This is a genomic window from Actinobacillus vicugnae, from assembly GCF_901687125.1.
Taxonomy (GTDB): Bacteria; Pseudomonadota; Gammaproteobacteria; order Enterobacterales; family Pasteurellaceae; genus Actinobacillus; species Actinobacillus vicugnae.
In genome coordinates, this window is the sequence record NZ_CABFJY010000022.1 from 146,918 (window position 1) to 172,014 (window position 25,097).

21 protein-coding genes are annotated in these 25,097 nt (G+C 39.0%); 6 read left to right on the forward strand and 15 right to left on the reverse strand.

All coding sequences use genetic code 11. The features are described 5' to 3' along the window. Positions 1-16: 16 nt before the first annotated feature. The 3 genes from malM to malK all read right to left on the reverse strand — a co-directional run bounded on the left by malM (position 17) and on the right by malK (position 3,580). Entirely contained in the window at positions 17-904 is an 888-nt protein-coding gene (gene malM / locus F8M47_RS06650; RefSeq protein WP_150539349.1) for a maltose operon protein MalM, read from the reverse strand. 194 nt (positions 905-1,098) lie between these two features. Beyond that, complete coding sequence (locus tag F8M47_RS06655; RefSeq protein WP_150539350.1) at positions 1,099-2,370, reverse strand: maltoporin; 1,272 nt, start codon at positions 2,368-2,370, stop codon at positions 1,099-1,101. Between the two features lie 70 nt (positions 2,371-2,440). Continuing rightward, positions 2,441-3,580, reverse strand: coding sequence for a maltose/maltodextrin ABC transporter ATP-binding protein MalK (gene malK, locus F8M47_RS06660; protein ID WP_150539351.1), 1,140 nt, complete (start codon positions 3,578-3,580; stop codon positions 2,441-2,443). 322 nt (positions 3,581-3,902) lie between these two features. On the opposite strand from malK, the gene malE reads away from it, so the two are divergent. From malE to F8M47_RS06690, 6 genes are all read left to right on the forward strand, one after another. Continuing rightward, a complete protein-coding gene (gene malE / locus F8M47_RS06665; protein WP_150539352.1) occupies positions 3,903-5,087 on the forward strand; it encodes a maltose/maltodextrin ABC transporter substrate-binding protein MalE in 1,185 nt (394 codons plus the stop codon). 75 nt (positions 5,088-5,162) lie between these two features. After that, the gene (malF, locus tag F8M47_RS06670; RefSeq protein WP_150539353.1) at positions 5,163-6,713 is read left to right on the forward strand and encodes a maltose ABC transporter permease MalF; all 1,551 of its coding nucleotides are present in this window, start codon (positions 5,163-5,165) and stop codon (positions 6,711-6,713) included. 57 nt (positions 6,714-6,770) lie between these two features. Continuing rightward, positions 6,771-7,661, forward strand: coding sequence for a maltose ABC transporter permease MalG (malG, locus tag F8M47_RS06675; RefSeq protein ID WP_150539354.1), 891 nt, complete (start codon positions 6,771-6,773; stop codon positions 7,659-7,661). Positions 7,662-7,754: 93 nt separating this feature from the next. Beyond that, complete coding sequence (gene malQ / locus F8M47_RS06680) at positions 7,755-9,779, forward strand: 4-alpha-glucanotransferase (RefSeq protein WP_280177517.1); 2,025 nt, start codon at positions 7,755-7,757, stop codon at positions 9,777-9,779. A 210-nt stretch (positions 9,780-9,989) separates the two neighbouring features. Further along, positions 9,990-11,576 carry a carbon starvation CstA family protein gene (locus tag F8M47_RS06685; RefSeq protein WP_150539356.1) on the forward strand — a complete coding sequence of 529 codons (1,587 nt, stop codon included), beginning with the start codon at positions 9,990-9,992 and terminating at the stop codon, positions 11,574-11,576. A gap of 67 nt (positions 11,577-11,643) precedes the next feature. Then, positions 11,644-12,438, forward strand: a complete 795-nt coding sequence (locus F8M47_RS06690) for a TatD family hydrolase (protein WP_150539357.1) — start codon at positions 11,644-11,646, stop codon at positions 12,436-12,438. Positions 12,439-12,476: 38 nt separating this feature from the next. Here F8M47_RS06690 and F8M47_RS06695 read toward each other — a convergent pair whose 3' ends face one another. The 12 genes from F8M47_RS06695 to F8M47_RS06750 all read right to left on the reverse strand — a co-directional run bounded on the left by F8M47_RS06695 (position 12,477) and on the right by F8M47_RS06750 (position 25,088). Then, a complete protein-coding gene (locus F8M47_RS06695; RefSeq protein ID WP_150539358.1) occupies positions 12,477-13,070 on the reverse strand; it encodes a putative periplasmic lipoprotein in 594 nt (197 codons plus the stop codon). A gap of 73 nt (positions 13,071-13,143) precedes the next feature. Further along, the gene (gorA, locus tag F8M47_RS06700) at positions 13,144-14,514 is read right to left on the reverse strand and encodes a glutathione-disulfide reductase (RefSeq protein ID WP_150539359.1); all 1,371 of its coding nucleotides are present in this window, start codon (positions 14,512-14,514) and stop codon (positions 13,144-13,146) included. Between the two features lie 84 nt (positions 14,515-14,598). Beyond that, positions 14,599-15,117 (reverse strand): TIGR00645 family protein, encoded by a 519-nt coding sequence (locus tag F8M47_RS06705; protein ID WP_150539360.1) that lies wholly within the window; start codon positions 15,115-15,117, stop codon positions 14,599-14,601. A gap of 94 nt (positions 15,118-15,211) precedes the next feature. Continuing rightward, on the reverse strand, positions 15,212-15,850 hold the full coding sequence (locus F8M47_RS06710; RefSeq protein WP_150539361.1) for a nitroreductase family protein: 639 nt from the start codon (positions 15,848-15,850) through the stop codon (positions 15,212-15,214). 124 nt (positions 15,851-15,974) lie between these two features. Then, positions 15,975-16,268 (reverse strand): AzlD family protein, encoded by a 294-nt coding sequence (locus tag F8M47_RS06715; RefSeq protein ID WP_150539362.1) that lies wholly within the window; start codon positions 16,266-16,268, stop codon positions 15,975-15,977. After that, entirely contained in the window at positions 16,268-16,960 is a 693-nt protein-coding gene (locus F8M47_RS06720) for an AzlC family ABC transporter permease (RefSeq protein ID WP_150539363.1), read from the reverse strand. Before F8M47_RS06720 ends, F8M47_RS06715 begins: the two co-directional genes overlap by 1 nt. Positions 16,961-16,984: 24 nt before the next feature. Continuing rightward, positions 16,985-17,779 carry a peptide ABC transporter ATP-binding protein gene (locus F8M47_RS06725; protein WP_150539364.1) on the reverse strand — a complete coding sequence of 265 codons (795 nt, stop codon included), beginning with the start codon at positions 17,777-17,779 and terminating at the stop codon, positions 16,985-16,987. A gap of 71 nt (positions 17,780-17,850) precedes the next feature. Next, positions 17,851-18,927, reverse strand: coding sequence for a class II fructose-bisphosphate aldolase (gene fbaA / locus F8M47_RS06730; protein WP_150539365.1), 1,077 nt, complete (start codon positions 18,925-18,927; stop codon positions 17,851-17,853). A gap of 146 nt (positions 18,928-19,073) precedes the next feature. Next, positions 19,074-20,249, reverse strand: a complete 1,176-nt coding sequence (locus F8M47_RS06735; RefSeq protein ID WP_150539366.1) for a phosphoglycerate kinase — start codon at positions 20,247-20,249, stop codon at positions 19,074-19,076. A gap of 156 nt (positions 20,250-20,405) precedes the next feature. Next, positions 20,406-21,794, reverse strand: a complete 1,389-nt coding sequence (locus F8M47_RS06740; protein ID WP_167509604.1) for an SLC13 family permease — start codon at positions 21,792-21,794, stop codon at positions 20,406-20,408. A gap of 258 nt (positions 21,795-22,052) precedes the next feature. Next, positions 22,053-23,450: an SLC13 family permease gene (locus F8M47_RS06745; protein ID WP_150539367.1), complete on the reverse strand. Its 1,398-nt coding sequence runs from the start codon at positions 23,448-23,450 to the stop codon at positions 22,053-22,055. 246 nt (positions 23,451-23,696) lie between these two features. Next, positions 23,697-25,088, reverse strand: a complete 1,392-nt coding sequence (locus F8M47_RS06750) for a DASS family sodium-coupled anion symporter (protein WP_150539368.1) — start codon at positions 25,086-25,088, stop codon at positions 23,697-23,699. Between the last annotated feature and the right edge of the window lie 9 nt (positions 25,089-25,097).

Sequence of the window (25,097 nt, forward strand, 5' to 3'; positions counted from 1 at the left end):
AACAATGAAAAAAACACTATTTGTTGGTAGAAACTTGTTTTAAGAAAATTTGGCGAGGGGTCGAAAGCCCTAACTGCTCCGCCTCATTAACCAAATTCATCGCTTTATTAATATCGTTATTTTTAAGCGCGTTGGTTACTGCTTGATTAAAATATTGCTCGGTAGTTTGTTCTACCGCTTTTGGTTTTGCCATTTTTTGTGGATTTTTGACCGCTTGTTTTTCTGTTCCTACTGTTTGAGAAGCAGTCGTTTTTGCTTCAAATAATGCCCCGCCATTGACCACATTGCCTAAGCCAACAAATTGGGTACTTTGTATACCATCGACATTAATTTGGATCTGTCCTGCGTTCGTATGTTTTACGATTAAATCCGCAATTGCGGGTGGTTGGTTGCCTTTGGCTTTGGCATATAGTTTAGCTGGGTGAGTAAATTTAGTTTGCCCTGCTAAATCTTGTTCGGTGGTATAAATCAACAAATAAATAAAATCTTGTCCTGTGGCAGGAGTAAGACTTAATTCTGTCTGAACTTGTCCGCCTTCAAAACCTCGTTCTTCTACCACTTTAAATTGTGAAGCGGGATAAGTGAGCGACTCATTAAAATTTGAATCTAATACCAATACATTTGGGATAAAAATGTGGTTGTTATCCACCACTAAACTGCTAATTTTGATTTTTAATGTGCCTTGATTAGCAGGAATTTTATAACCAATCACCGCACTATTGGTGCCTGCTAAGGTTTGGCTGAATGAGCGAATTTGTTTTTCTGAAAGCTCACTGACCATTTTTTGTGAGAAGTTTACATCTTGCCAACCAAAACGGCTTAAATCAGCCTTAGAGGGCATGTTAGCCATCACACCTGATGTGAATAAAACACTTGATAAAAATACTGCGATTTTGGTTTTCATTTTTTGTACCTTTTAGGTTGAAAGCCCGCCATTTATGGCAGATAATTTTAATTGGGAGAGGGATAACCTCTTCCGATTCAGAGCAACCCATAGAGCCTAGCTGTGTGAGGCTCAGTGAGTTGAAACATAAATGCTTCTCCAACTTTATCTTTCTTATGTATAAAAGGGGCGTAACATTACGCCCCAACTTGGTTTTACCACCATGCTTCAAATTGAACACCGCCAATAAATTCGCCGTCTTTCGCTTTATAGCCAGCGTCGGTGCGACTTGCCGTGTTAAATTTATCGTTCCAATGTGCGTATGTACCAAATACACGGATTGCAGGGCGAGCCCAAATACTGTTACCCGCTTGCCATTGTTGCGCTACGGTATATTTCACGAGATCATTTTTCTTGCCTGTTGCTTGATCTTTAATACGATCATAGCCGACTTCTAATAATGTACTCATCGTTTCATTCCATTTGTACATTGGACGGATACCCGCTGAGTACCAAGTTTTGCCTTGCTTATTATCTAAGTCTGTTTTTTCGTAAATTAACGCATACATCACTTCAACTTTATCACTTGCTTGCACCACACCTTGGTTGATTAAGCGAAGCATATCGCCTTTATTATTAGCTGAACCACCTTGTGAATGACCTGTGCTCCATGATGTCATCGCATCTTTTGCATATTGCGCAGTAAATTTATTAAAACCGCCGAAGAAATTGCCTTGCGTATGCTCAATGGTTGCCATATAGCCACGTTTGGTCGCATCTTTTTCATAGATTGCGCCATTTTTGGTATGCGCATTACCAAAGTCGAAGCCGATTTCTAATGAGCCGTCTTTATTAGTTTCAATACCTGCTAAACGCACATCAAATACATCGTTGTAAACGTCTTTATTTTTGTTTTGGCTACTTTCCCATTTTTTGCTAATTGGGTTATAGTTCCAGCTATACGCACCATCTTTTTCAGTATTACGCGTTACTGCTAAAGAAAGTTTACCAAACCCAACATCGATATTTTCTATCCCCGCACCTGGGCCTGAAATATCCCAATAGTAGAAGTCATTCATATGTACATCATGACGTTGATAGAAACGTTTACCAGCCCATAAAGTTGCGCCTGGTAAGCTATCGGCAAAATTTTTAAACTGTGCGTTAATTTCACGCAATGCTGGATTAGTTGCTTCCCAGTCCACTTGTTGATTCACTGAGTAAGCAACGTTGGTGTCTAAATAAATAGACTTTTCGCCATTTTTATAAAGCTCTTGACCTAATTTTAGCTCTGCATAGGTTTCGGCTTCATTACCTAAACGGTATTTTGAACCACCACCATTCACAGTAAATGCGGATTGCTCACCCCCTCCAGATGTCCAGCCAATACCAGAACGAGCGTAGCCGTGAAAATCAACAGCTAATGCGCTGGTTGAAAGTAATGCACTTGAAACTAAAGTTGCTAACATTGTTTTATTGAGGTTCATAGGAAACTCCTTTCTCTTTTTTCAGACAGTTTTTTTCATTCTTAAAATTTCAGGGAAACCCTTAAGACGTTTATACACCTTGCTCTACAAATAAACGCTTACACGCTGTGCCATCTTCACGGAAAAGATGGCAACGATTCGGATTAATACCAATTGACATTGAATCGCCTTCTTTCACTAATACAATGTCATTTTGACGATAAACTAAACTTTGTTTAATAGGTGGCATTTCGATATGCACTTGTGTTTCATTACCTAGCTGCTCAACTACTTTTACCACACCTGAAATGCTTACTTCACTTTGATCACTTGGAAGTAAATGCTCAGGTCGAATACCGAGAGAGAGGTTATCGCCCACTTTTACACCATGACTTTCTACTGGCACCCAGAAATTTAAATGAGTTGAATCTGGTAGCTCAATTTTTACCCCACCTTCACGCACATCAATGACTCGTACAGGTAAAAAATTCATTTTTGGAGAACCAATAAAGCCAGCTACAAAACGATTGGCTGGATAGTGATAAAGTTCCAAAGGCTTACCTACTTGTGCCACATTAGTTGAAAGGTTGCTCCCTGCAGAAAGGGCTTGTAACACTACAATTTTGTCGGCAAGTGTCATCGCTTCAATTTGATCGTGGGTTACATAAATCATGGTTCTACCCAATTTTTTATGTAATTTGGAAATTTCTACCCGCATTTGTACGCGCAAGGCTGCATCTAAATTCGAAAGCGGTTCATCTAATAAAAAGACTTCAGGTTGTGAGACTAAAGTACGTCCAATCGCCACACGCTGACGCTGACCACCTGACAATTCTTTTGGTTTACGTGTAAGTAAATGTGCCAGTTGCAAAATTTCTGCTACTTGATTTACACGCTGAGTGATTTCTTGTTTTTTTGCGCCAGCCAGTTTTAAGCCAAATGACATATTCTCAGCCACAGAAAGATGTGGGTAGAGTGCATAAGATTGGAACACCATACCAATATTACGATCTGCAGGTGGTACATCATTCATTCGTTTATCACCAATAAAAAGATCACCTGAGGTAATTTCTTCTAAGCCTGCGATCATGCGTAACACAGTTGATTTGCCACAGCCTGATGGACCAACAAAAACGACAAATTCGCCATCTTTAATCTCTAAATTCACATTTTTAGAAATATGTACATTGCCATAGGATTTGCACACGTTTACCAATCGTACATCTGTCATGTTTTTGTCCTCTCCAATTTAAATTTGCTTGGTAGTTTACGGATTTTTATGCTTTCCACATCATACTTTCGATAATTTTTTTCATTGCTCAAGTTTATGTTTTTATTCTGTTTTTTTGTGAATTAGATCACAAAAAAATGCTTGAAAAGTGTGATCGATTTCACAAAAAAAGCAAACGTTTGCAAATCTGTGAACTAAATCAATAAATTCAGTTATAGGGAGGAGAGAGGGGGAGGATGAAATGACAAAAGAATTTTTTATTATGTTATGCGTAAAAGGTCAGAAAACTGATCTACTTGTCAAATCAAATGAGGAAAACCCTATGAAAAAACTCACTAAAACCGCATTAGCTGTATTAACTGGACTCTGTGTTGCTCAAGGCGTCAATGCAAAAATTGTGGAAGGTCAGCTCAATATTTGGATTAGTGCCGATAAGGGCTATAACGGCCTAGCTGAAGTAGGTAAAAAATTTGAAGCAGAAACAGGCGTAAAAGTAGTAGTAGAACACCCTGGAAAATTAGAAGAATTATTCTCACAAGTTGCTTCAACTGGCGATGGCCCTGATGTCATTATTTTTGCTCACGACCGTTTCGGTGGCTATGCGCAAGCAGGCTTACTTGCTGAAGTAAAACCAAGTGCTGAATTTAAAGCAAAATTATCAGATATTGGTTGGGAAGCAAATAAATATAACGGTAAACAGATCGCATACCCAATCGCAATTGAAGCAATTTCTTTAATTTATAACAAAGATCTCGTTGCGACGCCACCGAAAACTTGGGAAGAAATTGAACAGCTAGATAAAGATCTTAAAGCTAAAGGTAAGAGCGCAATTATGTGGAATTTACAAGAACCGTATTTCACATGGCCGGTCATTTCATCTCAAGGCGCTTATGCATTTAAAGTGACACCAAATGGTTATGATGTAAAAGATATTGGTGTAAATAACGAAGGTGCACAAAAAGGTTTACAATTTGTGGTTGATCTCGTAAACAAAAAAGTGATTAATGCCGATATGGATTATGCGGTTTCAGAAGCGGCATTTAATAAAGGTAATACCGCTTTAACCATTAATGGTCCATGGTCTTGGGCAAATATCGAAAAAAGCGGAATCAATTATGGTGTAGCGGTTTTACCTACCCTTAATGGCAAAGCCTCTAAACCATTTGTTGGTGTATTAAGCGCAGCGGTAAATGCTTCTAGCCCAAATCAAGATTTAGCTAAAGAGTTCTTAGAAAACTATTTATTAACCGATGAAGGATTAACCACGGTAAATAAAGATGCTCCATTAGGCGCTGTTGCGCTGAAATCTTTCCAAGAAAAATTAGCGAAAGATCCTCGTATTGCAGCAACAATGACAAATGCAGAAAATGGTGAAATTATGCCAAATATTCCGCAAATGAGTCGTTTCTGGTATTCAGAAAAAGCGGCAATTAATAATGCAACTACAGGTCGTCAATCAGTAAAAGCGGCGCTTGATGAAGCACAAGCAAAAATCGAAAAAGAATAGTTCTTGCTAATCTCTTGTCAGGACGCCATTAATGGCGTCCTATATCTCCCATCAACAAACTTAGGGGAAACAACTATGCCAACATCAAATACAATGCCCCCTTCCCAACTTTGGGCTAAACGTCTCTTTATCGGATTACTTTATCTACTTTCTTTCTATCTCGTATTCACTATTTATTTGCAAGGTGAAATCTTGTTTGCATTGCTGGTATTAGTGGTTGTCACAGCGGGGATTTATATTTTTTCAAATCAAGCAACTTATCGTTGGCGCTATGTCTATCCTGGTGTTGCTGCCATGGGAATTTTTGTGCTATTTCCATTGATTTGCACCGTTGTGATTGCGTTTACTAATTACAGTGGCTCAAACCAACTCAATTTCGAACAAGTTGTTCGTCAGTTACAAAGCCAAACCTATGCTTCAGGTGAACACTTAAATTTCAAGTTATTACAAGCGGGCGAGAATCAGTATCAAATTGCACTAACTAATCCTAATTCGCAAAAAAATTACCTTTCTGAACCGCTTGTATTCGACACACTTCCTGAAGAATTAACGATGAATGAAGTGGAGCAACTGCCAAATAGCGCTGTTGCACCATTAAAAGCAGTGACGCAAAACAGAACGAAATTACAAGCAATAAAAGTACTATTGCCAACTGAACAAATTGTGACGATGAGCTCGCTTCGTCAATTTGCAGAGCAAAAAGCTCGCTATCACTTTGATGGGCAAACCCAAATTTTAACCAATCATGAAACGGGCGAACGTTATAAACCAAATGATGATATTGGCTTTTTTCAACCTATTGATGAACAAGGGCAATTTATTGGTAACCGTCTAGAACCAGGCTATACCGTTTCAGTTGGTTGGCAAAACTTTGTCAAAATTCTCACCGATGATGGCGTACAAGAACCATTTATTAAAATTTTTATCTGGACTGTGGTGTTTGCGCTTTTAACGGTCATTTTTACTACGCTACTCGGCATGGTTTTTGCTTCATTAGTGCAATGGGAGGCGCTAAAAGGCAAAGCAGTTTATCGCTTACTACTGATCTTGCCTTATGCTGTACCAGGCTTTATTTCAATCTTGGTATTCAAAGGGTTATTTAACCAAAGTTTTGGTGAAATTAACCTTATCTTGAATCAATTATTCGGCATTCGCCCAGAATGGTTTAATGATCCATTTTTAGCTAAAGCGATGTTGCTGATTGTGAATACTTGGCTCGGTTACCCTTATATGATGATTGTGTGCATGGGCTTACTTAAAGCGATTCCACATGATTTATACGAAGCTTCCGCTATTGATGGCGCAACGGTATGGCAAAACTTCACCAAAATTACGATGCCATTATTAGTTAAACCGCTTATGCCATTAATGATTGCAAGTTTTGCTTTCAACTTTAATAACTTCGTACTTATTCAATTATTAACTAACGGTGGGCCAAATATGGTGGGAACAACCACCCCAGCAGGGCATACCGACTTATTAGTAAGTTATACCTATCGTATTGCCTTTGAAGGCAGTGGCACGCAAGATTTTGGCTTAGCTGCTGCGATTGCTGTGATCATCTTCTTACTGGTAAGTGGATTAGCTTTATTCCAAATCAGAATGACTAAATTATCACAAGACTAGTTTTACACTTCCTTGCCCTTTCAGCATATAGAAAGGGCATTAAAGAGGATATTCATTATGGCTATTGTTCAACCTAAATCCATGAAATTGCGTTTGTTTTCTACGCACCTTTTTTTAATCTGCTTTTGTGCTGTGATTTTATTCCCGATGCTGATGATTATCGGTATTTCGTTACGCCCTGGTAATTTAGCAATCGGTGAATTGATTCCAAGTGAAATTTCACTAGAGCATTGGAAATTAGCACTTGGCATCAGCGTCATACACGCAGATGGTAGCGTAACGCCACCGCCATTCCCCGTATTACTTTGGTTATGGAACTCTGTAAAAGTAGCGGGAATCACGGCATTAATTACATTGGCACTTTCCACCACCGCAGCTTATGCATTCGCTCGCTTACGCTTTGCGGGTAAGAGCGTGTTGTTGAAGTCAATGTTGATTTTCCAAATGTTCCCTGCAGTGCTTTCATTGGTTGCATTATATGCGTTATTTGACCGCTTAAGCGACTATATTCCGTTCTTAGGGTTAAATACACATGGTGGGGTAATCTTTGCTTATTTAGGTGGGATTGCAATGCACGTTTGGACCATCAAAGGCTATTTTGAAACAATTGATAAATCGCTAGAAGAAGCCGCCGCACTTGATGGTGCAAGCCCATGGCAAACTTTCCGCTTAATTTTATTACCACTTTCTGTACCAATTTTAGCGGTAGTATTTATCTTGTCATTTATCTCAAGCATTATCGAAGTCCCTGTCGCTTCACTCTTGTTGCGTGATGTAGAAAACTACACTCTCGCAGTTGGTATGCAGCAATATTTGCATCCACAAAATTATCTTTGGGGTGATTTTGCTGCTGCCGCAATTTTGTCGGCGATTCCAATTACCCTCGTATTCTTATTGGCACAGCGTTGGTTAGTCGGTGGCTTAACCGCTGGTGGAGTAAAAGGCTAAACCGTAATGATCGGAGGAGCCTCCTCCGATTTGCAAAAAATTAGTAAAAAATGACCGCTTGTAAGGCTATCCTTACACAAGCAAAAAAGGAAAATAACAATGAAATCGCTTCACCCTTATCTTAATTCTTATTTTTTTGATGAATATGGCCGTCGTCGCTATGCAAGCCTTGAGGTGCGCAAAAAAATTGCGAAACGCTTAGGCAAGCCACAAAGTACTAAACTGTTGCCCCCTGTAAAAGTCGTAACAGAAGGACAAGCGGTCTATATTCGACTAAATCTTGCAAATCGTAGCCAATATTTACAAGCTCATTGGCAATTACAACTTGAAAACGGGGAAATATTAAGTGGCAAAGTCAAACGAAATGCGATTAACTTACCGTGCGATTTGCCATTAGGCTATCACCAATTGCAACTTGAAGGAGAGAGGCATTCTGTTGGATGCCGCTTAATTATCACACCTAAAACGGCTTATCAGCCAATTGAGTTACAACAAAAACAGAAATTATGGGGCGCAATTTTACAACTTTACACGCTTCGTTCTGAACGGAACTGGGGAATTGGGGATTTTAGCGATTTAAAAAACTTCTTACATAAGATTGCTGAAAAAGGCGGTGATTTTGTCGGATTAAACCCAATTCATGCACTGTTTCCTGCCAACCCTGAAGGAGCTAGTCCTTACAGCCCTTCTTCTCGTTTATGGCAGAATATTATTTATATTGATGTAACGGCGATTGAGGCATTTCAGCAATCTGAACAAGCACAGTTGTGGTTCAATTCTCGCGAAATCCAGCAACAACTCTCACAAGCAAGAAACAAAGAGTATGTGGATTATTCGCAAGTGATGTGGCTAAAACTTGAGGGGCTACATCTTGCTTATGCTACTTTTGTGCAACAAGACCAACAAGCATTTGAGCAATTTATTGCTGAATATGGCGAGAGCTTAAAAATTCAAGCGACATTCGATGCGCTTCATCACTGGCTATCAACCCAATTTAGCGAACAATGGGGCTGGAATTTCTGGGAAAAACAGTATCAGGATTATCATTTAGAAGCGGTCCAATCATTCCAAATTGAGCAAAGTGAATTAGTCCGTTTTTATATGTGGTTACAATTTGTAGCGCAACAACAATTAAAAGCGTGTAATCAATTGACAAAAGCATTGAATATGCCGATTGGTTTTTACCGAGATTTAGCGGTCGGTGTTGCTGATAATGGTGCAGAAACTTGGGCTGATAAGCAATTATTTGTACTAGATGCTTCCATTGGCGCTCCGCCTGATATTATGGCGCCAAATGGGCAAAATTGGGGACTTTCACCAATGCATCCTGAAGTGCTACAAACAAGAGGTTATCAACCTTATATTGAGTTATTGCGAGCCAATATGAAAGATTGTGGCGCATTGCGCATCGATCATATTCTTGGCTTTGCGAGAATGTGGTGGGTGGCAAAAGGTGATTCGGCTAAAAACGGCGCTTATGTGCGTTATCCATTGGAGGATTTATTAGCAATTTTGGCGTTAGAAAGCCAACGAAATCAATGCTTAATTATTGCCGAAGCGCTCGGTACAGTACCGAAAGGTATGCTGCAAAAATTGCAAGAAAAAGGTATTCTTGCCTATAACATTTTCTATTTTGAATGGGATCAACACGGTAGCAAACCACTAACCAATTATCCGTATCAAGCGATGACCACATTAAGTACTCACGATTTACCAACAGTGCAAGGCTATTGGAAAGGCTATGATTTTGATTTGGGCGAAAAATTTGGGGTCTACCCAAGTGAAAAAGTGTTGAATATCTTGAAACAAAATCGCCATTTCAATAAGGAAGCGATTCGACAAGCGGTCGAAAAAGTCCAAGATCTTGCAAAAGATAGCGAAGGAGTAAGTTTACAGTTTGTACACCAATTACAAAGCTATGTCGCTGATACCAATAGCGCTTTATTTGGCACTCAACCAGAGGATTGGTTAAATATGTTAGAGCCAGTAAATATTCCTGGCACAAGCACGGAATATCCAAACTGGCGCCGTAAGTTAAGTCATACTCTTACTGAAATCTTTAGTAATGAGCAAATTAATCAGCTACTTAATACGTTTGAACAAAAACGAAATAAATAACTAGAAAATAGCTACTAGTATATAAACCTAGTAGCTATTCATTTTTAACGAATAAGTTTTATGCAACAATTTGAAGCGATTCACATTTCTCACATAAATACTTATTAATGATTACAAGCTTGATTTACTTTATTCACATATATCACTAAAATACAACGCCTTTTGGCGATTTGTCTTTCAAATTCAAAATTTTATAAGGTTACCGTTATTATGTTGTGGTTCTTTTTCTGTGTAGCAGTCCTCGTACTTGGCTACTTTGTTTATGGAAAAATTATCGAAAAAATCTTCGTAATTAATCCGAAAAAAACAACACCTGCTTATGCAATGAATGATGGTGTTGATTATATGCCAATGTCAAAAACGAAAATTTGGCTAATTCAGTTATTAAATATCGCAGGAACAGGCCCAATTTTTGGTCCAATCCTTGGTGCATTATATGGGCCTGTTGCAATGATTTGGATTGTAATTGGCTGTATCTTTGCGGGTGCGGTACACGACTACTTCTGCGGTATGTTAAGTATCCGTAATGGTGGTGCAACAATGCCTGTATTGGCAGGAAAATTCTTAGGTCGCCCTGTTAAAGTCTTTATCAACGTTATGGCACTTGTGCTGTTATTACTTGTAGGTGTGGTATTCGTAGCAAGCCCAGCACAATTGATGGCTACGATTACCATGGATGTTGCAGGTGCAACTTCAGGGGCAATCCAATTAGGTGATGTAGAGTCTGTTCAAGAAGCTGTGACAGCAGGTGGCGTAATTGTTTGGGGTATGGATAAAGCAACTGTAATCAGCCTTTGGACGTTTATCATCTTTGCTTACTATATCTTAGCAACACTCCTACCTGTAGATAAAATCATCGGTCGTATCTACCCATTCTTTGGCGCATTATTGCTATTTATGTCTATTGGCATGGTATATGGTTTAGTGTCATCTCATTTAAGCGCACAAGACCCAATTGATTTCTTCCGTACGATTAATGCAGATGGTCAAGGTTTAACTTGGGAAAAATTCAGCCAAAACTTCCAACCGAAAGGCGATGTACCAATTTGGCCGCTATTATTCTTAACTATTTCTTGTGGCGCATTATCTGGTTTCCACGCAACTCAAACACCATTAATGGCGCGTTGTGCAGAAAATGAAAGCGAAGGTCGTTTTATTTTCTACGGTGCAATGATTACTGAAGGTGTGATTGCATTAGTATGGTGTATGGTAGGTCTTGCATTCTATGAGAACCCACAAGCATTACAAGATGCTATCTCAGCAGGCTCTCCGTCTAAAGTCGTGTACGATAGCTCAATGCACTTCTTAGGTTTTATTGGTGGTATCTTTGCTATTTTAGGTGTTGTGGTATTACCTATTACCTCTGGTGATACTGCATTCCGTGCAGCACGTTTACAACTTGCGGAAATCTTTAATGTTGATCAACGCTCATTAGTAAAACGTTTAATGATTGCAATCCCATTATTTGCGTTAGGCTTTTTTGTATCAAAAATTGATTTTAGCGTGTTATGGCGTTACTTCACTTGGGCAAACCAAATGACTGCAATGGTAATGCTTTGGACGGCAGCCGCTTATTTATATCGCTACAAAAAATTCCACTGGGTATGCTCAATCCCTGCATGGTTTATTACTACCGTATGTGCTACCTATCTGTTCTACAACAAAATTGGCTTCGGTTTAGATTATAACCTTTCAGTTTACTTAGGTTTAGCTTCAACTGTTGTTTGCATCGTACTGTTCTTCACTCTGCTTAAACCTTTAGGCGAACGAGATGAAGATGCCTACAGCACAAACTAAACTTGATTAATAGCTTAAAAGCGAGGAAAATTTCCTCGCTTTTTTCTTTTTTAAAGATCTAAACATTATGCGCTTTTTTGACACTCATACCCACCTTGATTACTTATCCGAAAGCCTGCAACTTAGCATTCCACAATTAACTGAGAATGCCAAGGCCCAAAATGTTGAACGAATTTTGATCGTCTCGGTATTTGCAGAAAACTTTGCAAAAGTGACCGCTTGTGCTCAAAAAATGCCCGCTCATTTGGTGTATGGGTTAGGATTGCATCCACTTTATATTCAGCAACATCAAATCGCTCATTTGGATCTACTTGAAACGCTATTCGCTAAACGAGATCCACAATGTACCGCAATAGCTGAAATTGGCTTAGAAAAAGCGGTTGAGAATGTTTGTACGCTTGAACTTTGGCGCAAACAATGCTTCTATTTAGAAGCGCAGCTCGCCTTTGCTAAGCGGTTTAATTTACCTGTAAATTTACATTCCCGTAAAAGTCATGATCAACTTTCGCTCTTTTTAAGGAAAGCGCAACTCACAGAAACAGGCGTGGTACATGGCTTTGCGGGGAGTTATGAACAAGCAAAACGCTTTGTGGATTTGGGCTACAAAATTGGCGTAGGTGGTACTATTACTTATGCAAGAGCAAATAAAACCAGAGAGGCTATTCGCAAATTGCCATTAGACTGCTTATTGTTAGAAACAGATGCGCCAGATATGCCGGTATTTGGATTTCAAGGAGAGCCAAATTGCCCAGAGCGTTTAAGGGTAAGTTTTCAATCACTATGCGAGTTACGCACAGAAAGTGCTTCAGAAATTGCCGAAACCATTTGGCAAACCAGTGAAAAGCTATTTTGGTATAAATGAAAAGAGGGCTAAATTTAGCCCTCTTTGCAAATTTAGATTTAGTAGGAAATTGTTACAGTTTTCACACCGCAATTATTATCAGCAATTTCTTGCTGAGACATAAATGGATAACGGCATTGCATTTTTTCGTGAAGAATTTCGTTAGCTGTCATTGGAGTTTGTGCGCCAACACGTAATTCTTCTGGTGAGAAGTTACTCACTAATTTGCCATTTTCATAAGTCCCATCAACATCTTTACGGCGTTTAGCTGACTTTGTTTTATTGGCAAGTTTTGTTACATGGGACGAACTTACTGATTTTTTCACAACGCTCTTCTCTGGTTTATGGCGTTTTTCTGTGTTTTTATCTCGCCCAGTCACAGATTTAACTGTACTACTTTTCGCTTCTGTTATCGAAGGCGCTACCGCTTTAGCTTCTGACTTATCTGTATTTACAGCTTTGTCTGATTTTTCTGAAGAACTCCTCTCTTCAGCATTTTTTTGCTTTGAGGTTTTTTCCTCAGATTTTACTCCTGCTTCAGCTTGGCTTTGCTCTGCTGGCTTTTGAGCCGAGTCTGCATCCTGCTTTTTCGGTTCATCAAAACATCCCGCTAAGAGAAAACTTGCGCCTAAAGCGACTAATAAGTTTTTCATGTAAATTTCATTCCTAATAAGACAAAAAAAGTAAGTAAACAAAAAAGTTTACTTACCTGATATATTATTATAATTATCGCATAGTTACAAATTCTTCTGAGCCTGTTGGATGAATCGCCACAGTGTTGTCAAAATCAGCTTTTGTTGCGCCCATTTTAATCGCCACCGCGAAACCTTGAATCATTTCATCCACACCGAAACCAATTCCATGTAAACCAACGATTTTCTCTTCTTTACCAACACATACGAGTTTCATTCGGCAAGGTTGGCGGTGCTGAGTTACTGCAGTGTACATTGCTGTAAATGAAGATTTATAAACCTTCACATTTTCAGCACCGTATTGCTCAATCGCTTGAGGTTCTGTTAAGCCTACAGTACCAATTGGCGGATGACTAAATACGACCGTTGGCACTAAGTTATAGTCTAAATGTTCGTTTGGTTTATTGTTAAATAAACGCTCTGATAAACGACGACCAGCGGCTACGGCAATGGGTGTTAATTCAATTCCGCCTTCAATAATATCACCTACCGCATAAATATTTGGTACGTTGGTATTTTGGAATTTATCTACAATAATTTGACCACGTGCATTGGTTTTCACGCCTACTACATCAAGGTTGATCTTATCGCAAGCTGGCTCACGACCAATCGCCCAAATCACGCAATCAACAGTTGTTTCACGTCCATCCACTAATTTTAATACGAATGAACCATCTGCATTTTTACTGATTTCTTGTGGAACCGCTTGAGTATGCAAATTAATGCCATCTTGTGCTAAAACTTCTAGCAATGTTTCAACAATGAGCGGATCCTGATTACGTAAAGGAGCGTGTTGGCGCACATATAAATGTGTTTCTGAACCTAAGCTATTTAATACACCTGCAATTTCCACTGCAATATAGCCTGCACCCACTACAGCTACACGTTTTGGCAATTCACGTAATGCAAAGAAACCATCGGAATCAATACCGTATTCAGCACCTTTTACTGCAGGAATAGAAGGACGACCGCCTGTTGCAATTAAAATGTGATCAGCGGTGATTTGTTCGGTGGTACCATCAGCATAAGTTACCTCAACCGTTTTGCTATCCACAAATTTTGCAAAACCATTAAATACATCCACATTATTTTTTGCAAGTACATTGTTATACGAGGTATGAATACGAGAAATATAAGCTTCACGACTTTCAATTAATTTCGCAAAGTCAAAATGATTAACGCTCACATCAAAGCCATAATCAGGTGCGTAGCTGTTAATTGCTTCTGCAATATGCGCGCCATAAAACATCACTTTTTTCGGTACACAACCTACATTTACACAGGTTCCACCTAAATATTTTGCTTCAACAATCGCACATTTTTTGCCATAACTTGCTGCACGGTTAATTGACGCAATACCGCCACTCCCGCCACCAATTGCTAAATAGTCATAATGTTTTGTCATAATCGTCCTTACTTATAGATAAAAATAAAAGCGATCTAATTCTAATCGCTTTTTACAAAAATGTATTAAATTATTGTGATAGGTTTAACGGTGTTTTACGTTAGATGAATGCGAAATTTTATCCGTATAAGCCATTGCTACCGCAGAAATTAAAAAAGTGACATGAATGATCACTTGCCATTGCATCGCTTTTTCATCTAAATTTGCTGCATTAATAAAAGTCTGCAATAAATGAATTGAAGAAATACTAATGATCGACATCCCCAATTTCACCTTTAACACAGAAGCATTTACATGATGTAACCATTCAGGTTGGTCTGGGTGATCATCCACGTGTAGTTTGGAAACAAAGGTTTCATAACCGCCCACAATGACCATGATCAGCAAGTTTGCAATCATCACCACATCAATCAAATTTAATACAGTGAGCATAATCGTGTTTTCGTCCATGACCCCAAGATTTACAATCAAATTATAGAGCGATTTCATAAACTTATAGGCGTAGATACCTTGCACGATAATCAAGCCCAAATAAATAGGTAGCTGTAGCCAACGGCTGGCAAAAATAATTTTATTTAATATTGAAGTATTCACTGGTTGCATATTGCCTCTCTTTAAAACAAGCTACAAGCGGTTAAATTTACAGGTTTTTTTGCAAAATTTTTTAGAAATTTGATCGCTTGTAAACTATTTTTTATTATTTTTTAAAACCTTTCCCGTTATTCCATGAAACGGTATATTCAAGTGGTAAACGACAACTTGGTAAAGCAGCCGTTGCAGCTTTACCAATTGCAAGTAACATAATGGGTAAATAGCGCTCCGAATCAACGGCTAAGCGCTCCAGCACGGCTTTGCGATCAAAAATACCAATCGCATGTGTATCGTAGCCTTTATCTTTAGCGATAAGCATTAATTGCATTGCCGCTAGGCTGGTGTCAGTAATCACTTGATCTCGAATGTCTTGTTCGGAAGTTTCGTTATGTACCCCCGATAAAAATGCAAAAGATCGATCTCTAAATTGTTGATGTAAACAACCCATAGCAACCGAATGATCTAAAATATCGCCAAGCAATTGTTGATACTGTAAATCTGCCAGCACTAAAATCAGCGCGGAAGCCGTTTCGCAAGGCGGCGCATTAAACGCCACTACATCTAATAATTTATTTTTTTGTTCAACGTCATCCAGCACGACAAAGCGCCACGGCTGTAAATTTGCTTTAGACGGCGCAAGTTGTGCCAAACGCAACATTTCTTCTAATTCAGTACGAGAAATATTGGTTTTTGGATTAAAAATTTTAATCGTTTTTCGCTGTTCGATAACATGTTTTAATTCCATTTTTCATTCCCTTATAAATATTTTTTCAAGCGGTTAAATTTGCAAAAAACGCGCACTTTTGTGCATTTGCTACATCATTTCGAAATAATTTGCTAATTAAACCGCTTGTTTCGGGGGGAGCGCGCTAAAACAATGTTCGCAATAACCCCGTTGCAATAATAGAAATAATCACCGTTGGAAATAGCGAAAACTTCAACATCGCTAAGCAGGTAATCACAACCGCCAGAGTATTTGCCAGATCGCCTGACATAATTACAGGCGCAATCACTGAAATTAGTACGCATCCAGGAACAGCTTCCATCACTTTTTCGGTGGTTCGGCTTAATTTACGATTACGCAATACCACAAAACCGATCGCACGTGTGAGGTAAGTCGAAAATGCCATTAATAAAATAGTAAGAAAAACGCTCCATTCCATTATTTTTCTTCTCCTCGATGTAAAATATAGGCGGATAAAATACCTGAAACAGCGCCTGCTAACACATACCAAGCGCCATCAACAGTGTGATATACCAAGCCAGCAATGAATAAACTCACAAACCAAGGCTGAGCCAATTTGAAAGATTTCCACATTCCTTTTAGCATTACTAAAAAAATCGCAGTGAAGGACATATCAAAGCCAAATTTCTCTAAATCTCCTACAAAAGGCCCGATATAAGCGCCCAACATACTGGAACTCACCCACATAATATAAAGGCTAATTGCTGTGCCCATATAATAAGGAATACTAATTGATTTTTCTGGGCGTTTTTGTGCGTCAGCAAGATTCATCGCCCACACTTCATCGGTCATAAAAAAGAGTAAGCCGAACGATTTTAAACGCCCAATATTTTTCATATAGAGAGAAAGCGCAGCACCCATAATGATATGGCGACTGTTAATTAACATAGAAACTGCAACAATCACACTAATCGCTAGTGGATGTGCCCAAAGATTCACCGCAGCAAACTCTGAGCCACCAGCGAAATTAAGTCCTGTGAGTAAACCGATTTCATAAAATGGCATTCCTTTTTGAGAAGCTTGCGCTCCAAGCACAAGCCCAAGTGGGATAAAGCCTAACGTCATTGGAGAAACTTCTCTCACACCACGTAAAAATTCGTTGTTTTGCATAATATTATTATTTTGATTAAAAGTTTATTCTGCCCAAGCCTCTGGTGTGAGCTGTTTACCAAAATGGCTTTCAATTAAACGTGCGGTAATTGCATTTTGCGGGTTTAGTAATAAGTCTTTGGTTTTGCCATATTCAACCACATTGCCTTCATGCATCACCATTAACTTATCTGCAATATGTTTAATTAAACCTAAATTTTGCCCGACATAAATAATAGAAATTCCTAATCGTTCTTGGAGGGTAAGCATTAAATTCGTTAATTGGGTACGCACCGAAAAATCTAATGTGCTTAACGTATCATCCGCAATTAAAATTTCAGGATCTAAAATGAGTGCTCGTGCTAGTGCAATACGTTGTCTCTGACTGCTTGAGGTATCTTTAATATGAATAAGGGCGTGTTCTGGATACATACCAACAAGCTTCAGCATATGGAAAATTTTCTCATTGCGTTCGGCTTCCGTTAGCGTCGTGGCTAAACGTAGTGGCGCATCTAAAATTTGTCCCACATTGTAATTTGGATCAAAAGCGTAATTTGGATCTTGGAACATCATCCGAATATGACGGGTGCGAAATTGATAATCTCCAAACTTTAATTTCTTGCCACGCAATAACATCGTGCCCGAAGTTGGTTTGGTTAAACCCACAATCATTTTTGATAAGGTTGATTTTCCTGCACCATTTTCGCCAATAATGGCGAGTGTTTCTCGTTTATTTAAACTGAAAGAAACATTTTGTACAGCGTAAAAATCTTGCTTACGAAACAAGCCTATTCGATCAGTAAAACGCTTACTAAGATTTTGAATTTCTAATAGTGCCATAGCGGTTAAATGCTAAAAAAAGACCGCCAACAAGCGGTCTTTTTTGGTTAATGTTTTACAAATGTGAATTATTATAAAACGTTTACACAGTTTAAGTCTTCGAAAGATTGCTCTAAGCGTTTAGACATAGATTCTTCCATTTTACGTAACCAAACACGTGGATCGTAGAATTTTTTGTTTGGAGAATCTGGACCTTCAGGGTTACCTAATTGACCTTGAAGGTATGCTTCGTTCGCTTTGTAGAAGTTTAAGATACCTTCCCAAGATGCCCATTGTGTATCTGTATCAATATTCATTTTGATTGCACCGTAACTGATCGCTTCACGGATTTCTTCACGGCTTGAGCCTGAACCACCGTGGAATACGAAGTCGATTGATTTCGCAGGAAGGTTACGCTCTTTAGATACAAACTCTTGTGATGCACCTAAGATTGATGGTTTTAATTTTACGTTACCTGGTTTGTAAACCCCGTGTACGTTACCGAATGCAGCTGCAACAGTGAAACGTGGGCTTACTGGGTTTAATTGGTCGTAAACATATAACACATCTTCTGGTTGAGTATATAATTTAGACTCTTCAACATCTGAGTTATCAACGCCATCTTCTTCACCACCAGTGATACCGATTTCGATTTCAAGCGTCATCCCCATTTTGTCCATACGCGCTAAGTATTCACGGCAGATTGCCATGTTTTCTTCCATTGGCTCTTCTGAAAGGTCGATCATGTGTGAAGAGAATAATGGTTTACCTGTTTCTGCAAAGTGTTTTTCACCTGCTTCTAATAAACCGTCGATCCATGGAAGTAATTTTTTCGCCGCATGGTCTGTGTGAAGAATTACTGGTACACCGTACTCTTCTGCTAAAGCGTGAACGTGTTTCGCACCAGCGATTGCACCTAAAACATCTGCACGAGCACCTGAGGTCGGTTTGATACCTTTACCAGCATAGAACTGCGCACCACCGTTAGAGAATTGCACGATAACTGGCGCTTTTACACGCGCTGCGGTTTCTAATACTGCGTTTACAGAGTCAGAACCTACACAGTTTACCGCTGGGATTGCAAAGTTGTTTGCTTTAGCATAAGCGAATACTTTTTGAACGTCGTCGCCTGTTACCACACCCGGTTTTACGATGTCTAATAATGCCATTTTGAAGTTTCCTATATTGTAAATGATTAGGTAGGGACGCAATGTCTTGCGTCCTTCTTAAATTTTGCAATGAACACGAAGTACCGTGTCCCTACTAGCGGTCGGTTTTCACAAAAACTTTGCAATTTCCAACCACATTTTTTTAATTAGCCGTTTGCACGTTTCTCTAAAATTTCAACTGCAGGTAAAACCTTACCTTCTACGAATTCTAAGAATGCGCCACCACCTGTTGAGATATAAGAGATTTTATCTGCAATACCGAATAAATCGATAGCCGCTAATGTGTCACCGCCACCTGCAATAGAGAATGCACCATTTGCAGTTGCTTCAGCAATTGCGTTTGAAATGACTTCTGTACCTTTACGGAAGTTAGGGAATTCAAATACACCCACTGGACCATTCCAAAGAATAGTTTTTGCCGATTTAATGATATTTGCTAACTCTTCTGCTGATTTGTCACCAATATCGAAAATTGATTCATCTGCTTGAACTTCTGCTACTGCTTTTTCTGTTGCAGGTGCAGTTTCAGAGAACTCTTTACCAACACGTACGTCAACAGGAACTGGGATATTAGTTGCTGCGGCTAAGCGTTTTGCTTCAGGGATTAAATCTTCTTCATATAAAGATTTACCTACTGGATGACCTTCTGCAGCAATGAAAGTATTTGCGATACCGCCACCAACGATTAATTGGTCTGCGATTTTTGAAAGGCTGTCTAAAACAGTTAATTTAGTAGAAACTTTTGAACCGCCCACGATTGCTAACATTGGACGTTGTGGTTCTTTTAATGCTTTACCTAAAGCATCTAACTCTGCAGCTAATAAAGGACCAGCACACGCAACTGGAGCATACTCTGCTACACCATAAGTTGAACCTTCTGCACGGTGAGCCGTACCGAAAGCATCCATTACGAATACATCACAAAGCGCTGCGTATTTTTTTGCAAGTTCAGCATCGTTTTTCTTTTCACCCTTGTTGATACGCACGTTTTCAAGTACTACGATCTCGTTTTCGTTTACTTCAACACCGTCTAAGTAGTCACGTACTAAACGTACTGGCACACCTAAATCTGAAGCGTTTAAGTAATCAACAACAGGTTGTAAAGAGTTCGCTTCTTCGAATACCCCTTCAGTTGGACGACCTAAGTGAGAAGTTACCATTACTTTAGCACCTTTTTGTAATGCTAATTTTAAGGTTGGAATGGTTGCACGAATACGCGCATCTGATGTCACTTTGCCATCTTTTACTGGTACGTTTAAATCAGCACGGATAAATAAACGTTTACCAGCAAGATCAAGGTCTGCCATTTTAATAACTGACATAGTAAGTTCCTCTTTTTTAAGTTTCAAAAATAAAACAGCATGATTATATCATTTTCTACCCATTTTGGGCGAATGTAGATCAAATTCTTGCATAAATTTGTAAAAAATAGCTAAATTTTGACCGCTTAACATCCATATTTCACTCCAAATGGAGCGTTACCACCAAGTAGTCCAGAAGAAATACGACAAACATCCTAAAATGAACACACAAGAGAGGTTCATAATTAAACCGACTTTTACCATATCACTCTGTTTGATATAACCTGTGGCAAATACAATTGCATTTGGTGGCGTTGCAATCGGCAACATAAAGGCTGCAGAGGCACCGCAAGCAATAATTGCAGCTAATGAAATAGGTGGTAAACCGAGTGAATTAGCTACCGAAATAAAAATTGGCATCATCAATGCAGCACTTGCGGTATTAGAGGTAAATTCGGTTAAAAAGACAATAAATCCTGCCATAGAAATCGTCATAATCAACCAGTGTTTATTGCCGATATAATTCACAATACCATCTGCAAGGATTTTACTTGCACCCGTATCTTTTAAAACGATACCAAGCGTTAAGCCACCACCGAATAGCATTAAAACCCCCCATTCCGCTCGTGCTTGAATCTCTGACCAAGTGGCAGTATTAGCAATACACAGTACTACGACTGCGACCATGGCAATTACAGCATCAAAACTTTTGATCGATTCCTTTAATTCTAAAGCTTGGCGTAAAATTGGCTCAATCACACTACTAAACGTTAATAAAATGGCGGTTACCACAAATACGACTAAAGTTGTTAAACGTTTTGGAGTCAGTGGAATATTTTCGACATTCACTTCAAACGGCACATTAAAATTCGGACGCAGTATCACAAGTAGAGAAAACACCATGGCGATCATTAATAAAATCGCAACAGGCATACCATAAGCCAACCACTCAGAAAACGAGACCTTAATGTATGAAGCTAAAATGGCATTCGGTGCAGAACCAACTAGCGTTCCCATTCCACCGATACTTGAGCTAAAAGCAATACCAAGTAGCACAAATACATATAGCTTACGGTTTTGTTTGAAATCTAACTGATGCAAGATACCAAGGGTTAATGGCAACATTAATGCGGCCACCGCTGTATTATTAATAAATAGAGAAAGCCCAGCAGTTACACCAAATAAATAAATAATTGTAAGCTTCAAATTCCCTTTTGCTAAACGAATCACATGGCTTGCGATCCATAAATCAATTTTTTGCAGATTAAGCACAGCAGCAATAACGAAACCGCCAAAAAACATAAAGATAATCGGTTCAGAGAAAGGGGCGAAAGCAGCTTTAGTTGATAAGACATTAAGAAAAATGGCGAAGACAGGTACCATCAAAGAAGTTACGGTGATATGGAAAGCTTCGGTCAGCCATAAAATACCGACGAAAATCAGCAATGCTAGCCCTCTATTTTCTTGCGGATTAAATGGTAGTAATTTCAGCAACGTAAAAAATAGTATCAGATCCAACAGTAAAATGATTATACCCCGCATAGGGTTTTTGGTGGTTGTTGACATAGTTATACCTCTAATTGTTTGCATATCGGTCTGTTATAGACGCTAAATTCGACAATAGCGGATTTTTACCAAAAGTAAAGGGGATACACAGAAAATTAATAAATTATTTTACTAAATAAAGAAAATGATTAATTAAGCAAAATAAAATAACCCAAAGCCTGCCTTATAGCTATTTACTCAAAATAATTGCATGAAAATTCAGTTACAAAAATAGAAAAGCGTAGCCCATACACTACGCTTTTAGAGATTTTTGATGGCTTAACCAAGCCAGAAGAAATATGCAATAAGTGAAATCGTTGCGGTACAAACAATACTGAGCTTATATGAGCGCAACATATCACGTTGTTTTACTATACCTGTACTAAATGCAATCGCATTCGGAGGCGTACCAACGGGCATCATAAAGGCGCAAGATGCACCGAAACCAATAATTAATGCAAAGGCACGCGGATCTAAATTTAGCGACTCAGCGATAGAAATAAAAATGGGAACGAGTAACGCTGCACTGGCGGTATTTGAAGTAAATTCAGTCAGGCAGACAATAAAGATCGCAATAATCAAGCAAATAATATAGTAATGTTTACCTTCAATCAGTGAAACAATACCTTCTGCCATTATTTTACTTGCCCCAGTATGACTTAATACATAGCTTAAAGTTAAGCCGCCACCGAATAGGAATAATACGCCCCATTCTGTTCCTTCCTGTAGTTGGTTCCAAGTTGTAACACGAGAAGCACACAGCGCAAGTGCCGCAACCATTGCTACCATACTATCAAAATTACCGATATTTTTAGATAACCCTAATAATGGTGAAATAAAGCTATTTACCTGTCCACCAAATACCCAGCACAGTGCGATTACTACAAAAATACCCAATGTAATCACACGCTTGCGAGTCATAGGAATATCTTCTGCATGATATTCAAAGCTTCCTGAAAATTTTGGACGGAAGTTAAAATACAACACAACTAACGCCATTGGTAATAAAATAGCGACCATTGGTAAACCGTACATTAGCCATTCTGCGAAGCCAATGCCTAACTGTGATGCGGCAATTGCATTTGGTGGGCTACCCACAAGCGTCCCCATACCGCCCAGCCCCGCACTATAAGCGATACCTAAAACCACAAACGCAAAAGTATCGTGATCACGATTTTTATCCATATTACTAAGTAAGCCTAATGCAAGCGGTAACATCATTGCAGCGGTTGCGGTATTACTCATCCACATTGAAAGCACGGCAGTAACTAAAAATAGATAAAGCACAGCGACGAATAGATTACCTTTGGCAAGCGCCATAATTTTATTGGCAATGAGCTTATCAATTTTTTGAATGTGTAACGCTGTTGCAAGCGCAAAGCCCCCAAAGAATAAGAAAATCGTTGGATCAGCGAATGCCACAAGCGCTTGCTTAGATTCTACTAAGCCTAAAAAGACCGAAAGCACTGGGATAAACAATGCGGTGATTGTTACATGCATTGCTTCTGTTAGCCATAACACAGCGACAAAAGCAAGCAAGGCAAGCGCCTTAGTTGGAGCGGGATCAAAGGGCAAGAAAGCGAGTAATGCTAAAAATAAAATCACATCAAAAATATAAATGATAGTATTCCTGCGATTTTTAGCGACATCTTCTTTAAATTGCTTAGCTTCAGGCATTCGATTTACCTCATGTTTCAAGTTTGGTTGAAATGTTACGATTTATTTAAAACAAAGTGACTATATCAAAAAATCGTTTCAATAAAATAACCAAAATACAAAAACATGAGATATATCATAAATTTTGGAAATAAATTTAAACAGGTACAACCAATTTAGACGAAAAACGCCCGATTCCAGTTTAGTTCTAAACCAGAGAATCGAGCGTAAGCGGTTGATTTTAACGATTTTTTTTACAAATTGTGATTACAGCCAGAACAAATAGCCAACCGTTGCAATCACGATAATACAGATAATATTAAGCCAGAAACCAGCTTTAACCATTTCGTTCTGTTTAATCTGTCCCGTACCAAACACAATCGCATTCGGTGGAGTTGCCACAGGTAGCATAAAGGCACAGCTTGCCCCTAAACCAATGATTAATGCCAAACCAAGCGGAGGCATATTTAGCGCCTGTGCAATTGAAATAAAGATTGGCACTAATAATGCCGCACTTGCAGTATTTGAAGTAAATTCAGTTAAGAAAATAATAAATGCCGCCACAATTAAGCCAATCAGGAAGAAATGGCTACCGTCAATTAAAGCCACGATACCGTCTGCCATAATTTTACTTGCGCCAGTTTGACCGAGTACAGCGCTAAGCGTTAAACCACCCCCAAATAAGAACAGCACGCCCCATTCGGTATTTTCTTGCACTTGCTGCCAAGTTGCGACACGTGTAATACAAATTAACGCAGCCGCTACCATTGCCATAATGCTATCAAAGCTACCGATATTGCCTTTTAAGCCTAATAAGCCTGAAATAATTGGGTTAAGCTTAGAACTAAACACCCAGCTCAATGCAATCACCATAAAGATAACAAGTGTTAAGATACGATCACGGTTTAATTCAATTTTTTCAAAAGTTTGCTCAAACTGCACATTAAATTTCGGTTTAGATACGACATATAGCACACCAATCATCAAAGGCATTAAGATAAACATCATTGGCAAACCGTACTTCATCCAGTCTGCAAAGGTGAGATGTAATTGTGAAGCCACAATCGCATTCGGTGGGCTACCAACCAAGGTTCCCATGCCACCAATACTTGCGCTATAAGCAATCCCTAAAAGTACAAATACATAAGTATTATGATTTTCTGCACGATCTAATTTGCTTAAGATTCCCATGGCAAGTGGCAACATCATTGCAGCCGTTGCAGTATTACTCATCCACATAGATAAAAAGGCGGTTACCGCAAACAAATAGATCACCGCAACCGACAATTTGCCTTTTGCCATTGCCATGATTTTATTGGCGATTAAACGGTCTAATTGTTGGATATGGAGTGCAGTTGCTAACGCAAAACCACCAAAGAAAAGGAAGATCGTTGGATCAGCAAATGCAACTAAGGCTTCTTTCGATTTGACTAAACCCAGTGCAATTGCGAGGATCGGCACTAATAATGCTGTTACTGTGACATGTAACGCTTCGGTCAGCCAAAGTACCGCAACAAAAACTAATAATGCTAAACCTTTATTCGCTTCGGGCGCAAAAGGTAAAGTATTCAGAAGGATAAAAAACAACGCTACATTTGCAATAAAAATCAGATTATTGCGCATATTGCTTTTCTTAACGGATAAGGAATTGGCTTCCATAGTGCCCCC

Bases quoted from the DNA above. Each gene is read 5' to 3' on its own strand.
- malM (WP_150539349.1), bottom strand. From the start codon at position 904: ATGAAAACCAAAATCGCAGTATTTTTATCAAGTGTTTTATTCACATCA.
- F8M47_RS06655 (WP_150539350.1), bottom strand. From the start codon at position 2,370: ATGAACCTCAATAAAACAATGTTAGCAACTTTAGTTTCAAGTGCATTA.
- malK (WP_150539351.1), bottom strand. From the start codon at position 3,580: ATGACAGATGTACGATTGGTAAACGTGTGCAAATCCTATGGCAATGTA.
- malE (WP_150539352.1), top strand. From the start codon at position 3,903: ATGAAAAAACTCACTAAAACCGCATTAGCTGTATTAACTGGACTCTGT.
- malF (WP_150539353.1), top strand. From the start codon at position 5,163: ATGCCAACATCAAATACAATGCCCCCTTCCCAACTTTGGGCTAAACGT.
- malG (WP_150539354.1), top strand. From the start codon at position 6,771: ATGGCTATTGTTCAACCTAAATCCATGAAATTGCGTTTGTTTTCTACG.
- F8M47_RS06685 (WP_150539356.1), top strand. From the start codon at position 9,990: ATGTTGTGGTTCTTTTTCTGTGTAGCAGTCCTCGTACTTGGCTACTTT.
- F8M47_RS06690 (WP_150539357.1), top strand. From the start codon at position 11,644: ATGCGCTTTTTTGACACTCATACCCACCTTGATTACTTATCCGAAAGC.
- F8M47_RS06695 (WP_150539358.1), bottom strand. From the start codon at position 13,070: ATGAAAAACTTATTAGTCGCTTTAGGCGCAAGTTTTCTCTTAGCGGGA.
- gorA (WP_150539359.1), bottom strand. From the start codon at position 14,514: ATGACAAAACATTATGACTATTTAGCAATTGGTGGCGGGAGTGGCGGT.
- F8M47_RS06705 (WP_150539360.1), bottom strand. From the start codon at position 15,117: ATGCAACCAGTGAATACTTCAATATTAAATAAAATTATTTTTGCCAGC.
- F8M47_RS06710 (WP_150539361.1), bottom strand. From the start codon at position 15,850: ATGGAATTAAAACATGTTATCGAACAGCGAAAAACGATTAAAATTTTT.
- F8M47_RS06715 (WP_150539362.1), bottom strand. From the start codon at position 16,268: ATGGAATGGAGCGTTTTTCTTACTATTTTATTAATGGCATTTTCGACT.
- F8M47_RS06720 (WP_150539363.1), bottom strand. From the start codon at position 16,960: ATGCAAAACAACGAATTTTTACGTGGTGTGAGAGAAGTTTCTCCAATG.
- F8M47_RS06725 (WP_150539364.1), bottom strand. From the start codon at position 17,779: ATGGCACTATTAGAAATTCAAAATCTTAGTAAGCGTTTTACTGATCGA.
- fbaA (WP_150539365.1), bottom strand. From the start codon at position 18,927: ATGGCATTATTAGACATCGTAAAACCGGGTGTGGTAACAGGCGACGAC.
- F8M47_RS06735 (WP_150539366.1), bottom strand. From the start codon at position 20,249: ATGTCAGTTATTAAAATGGCAGACCTTGATCTTGCTGGTAAACGTTTA.
- F8M47_RS06740 (WP_167509604.1), bottom strand. From the start codon at position 21,794: ATGTCAACAACCACCAAAAACCCTATGCGGGGTATAATCATTTTACTG.
- F8M47_RS06745 (WP_150539367.1), bottom strand. From the start codon at position 23,450: ATGCCTGAAGCTAAGCAATTTAAAGAAGATGTCGCTAAAAATCGCAGG.
- F8M47_RS06750 (WP_150539368.1), bottom strand. From the start codon at position 25,088: ATGGAAGCCAATTCCTTATCCGTTAAGAAAAGCAATATGCGCAATAAT.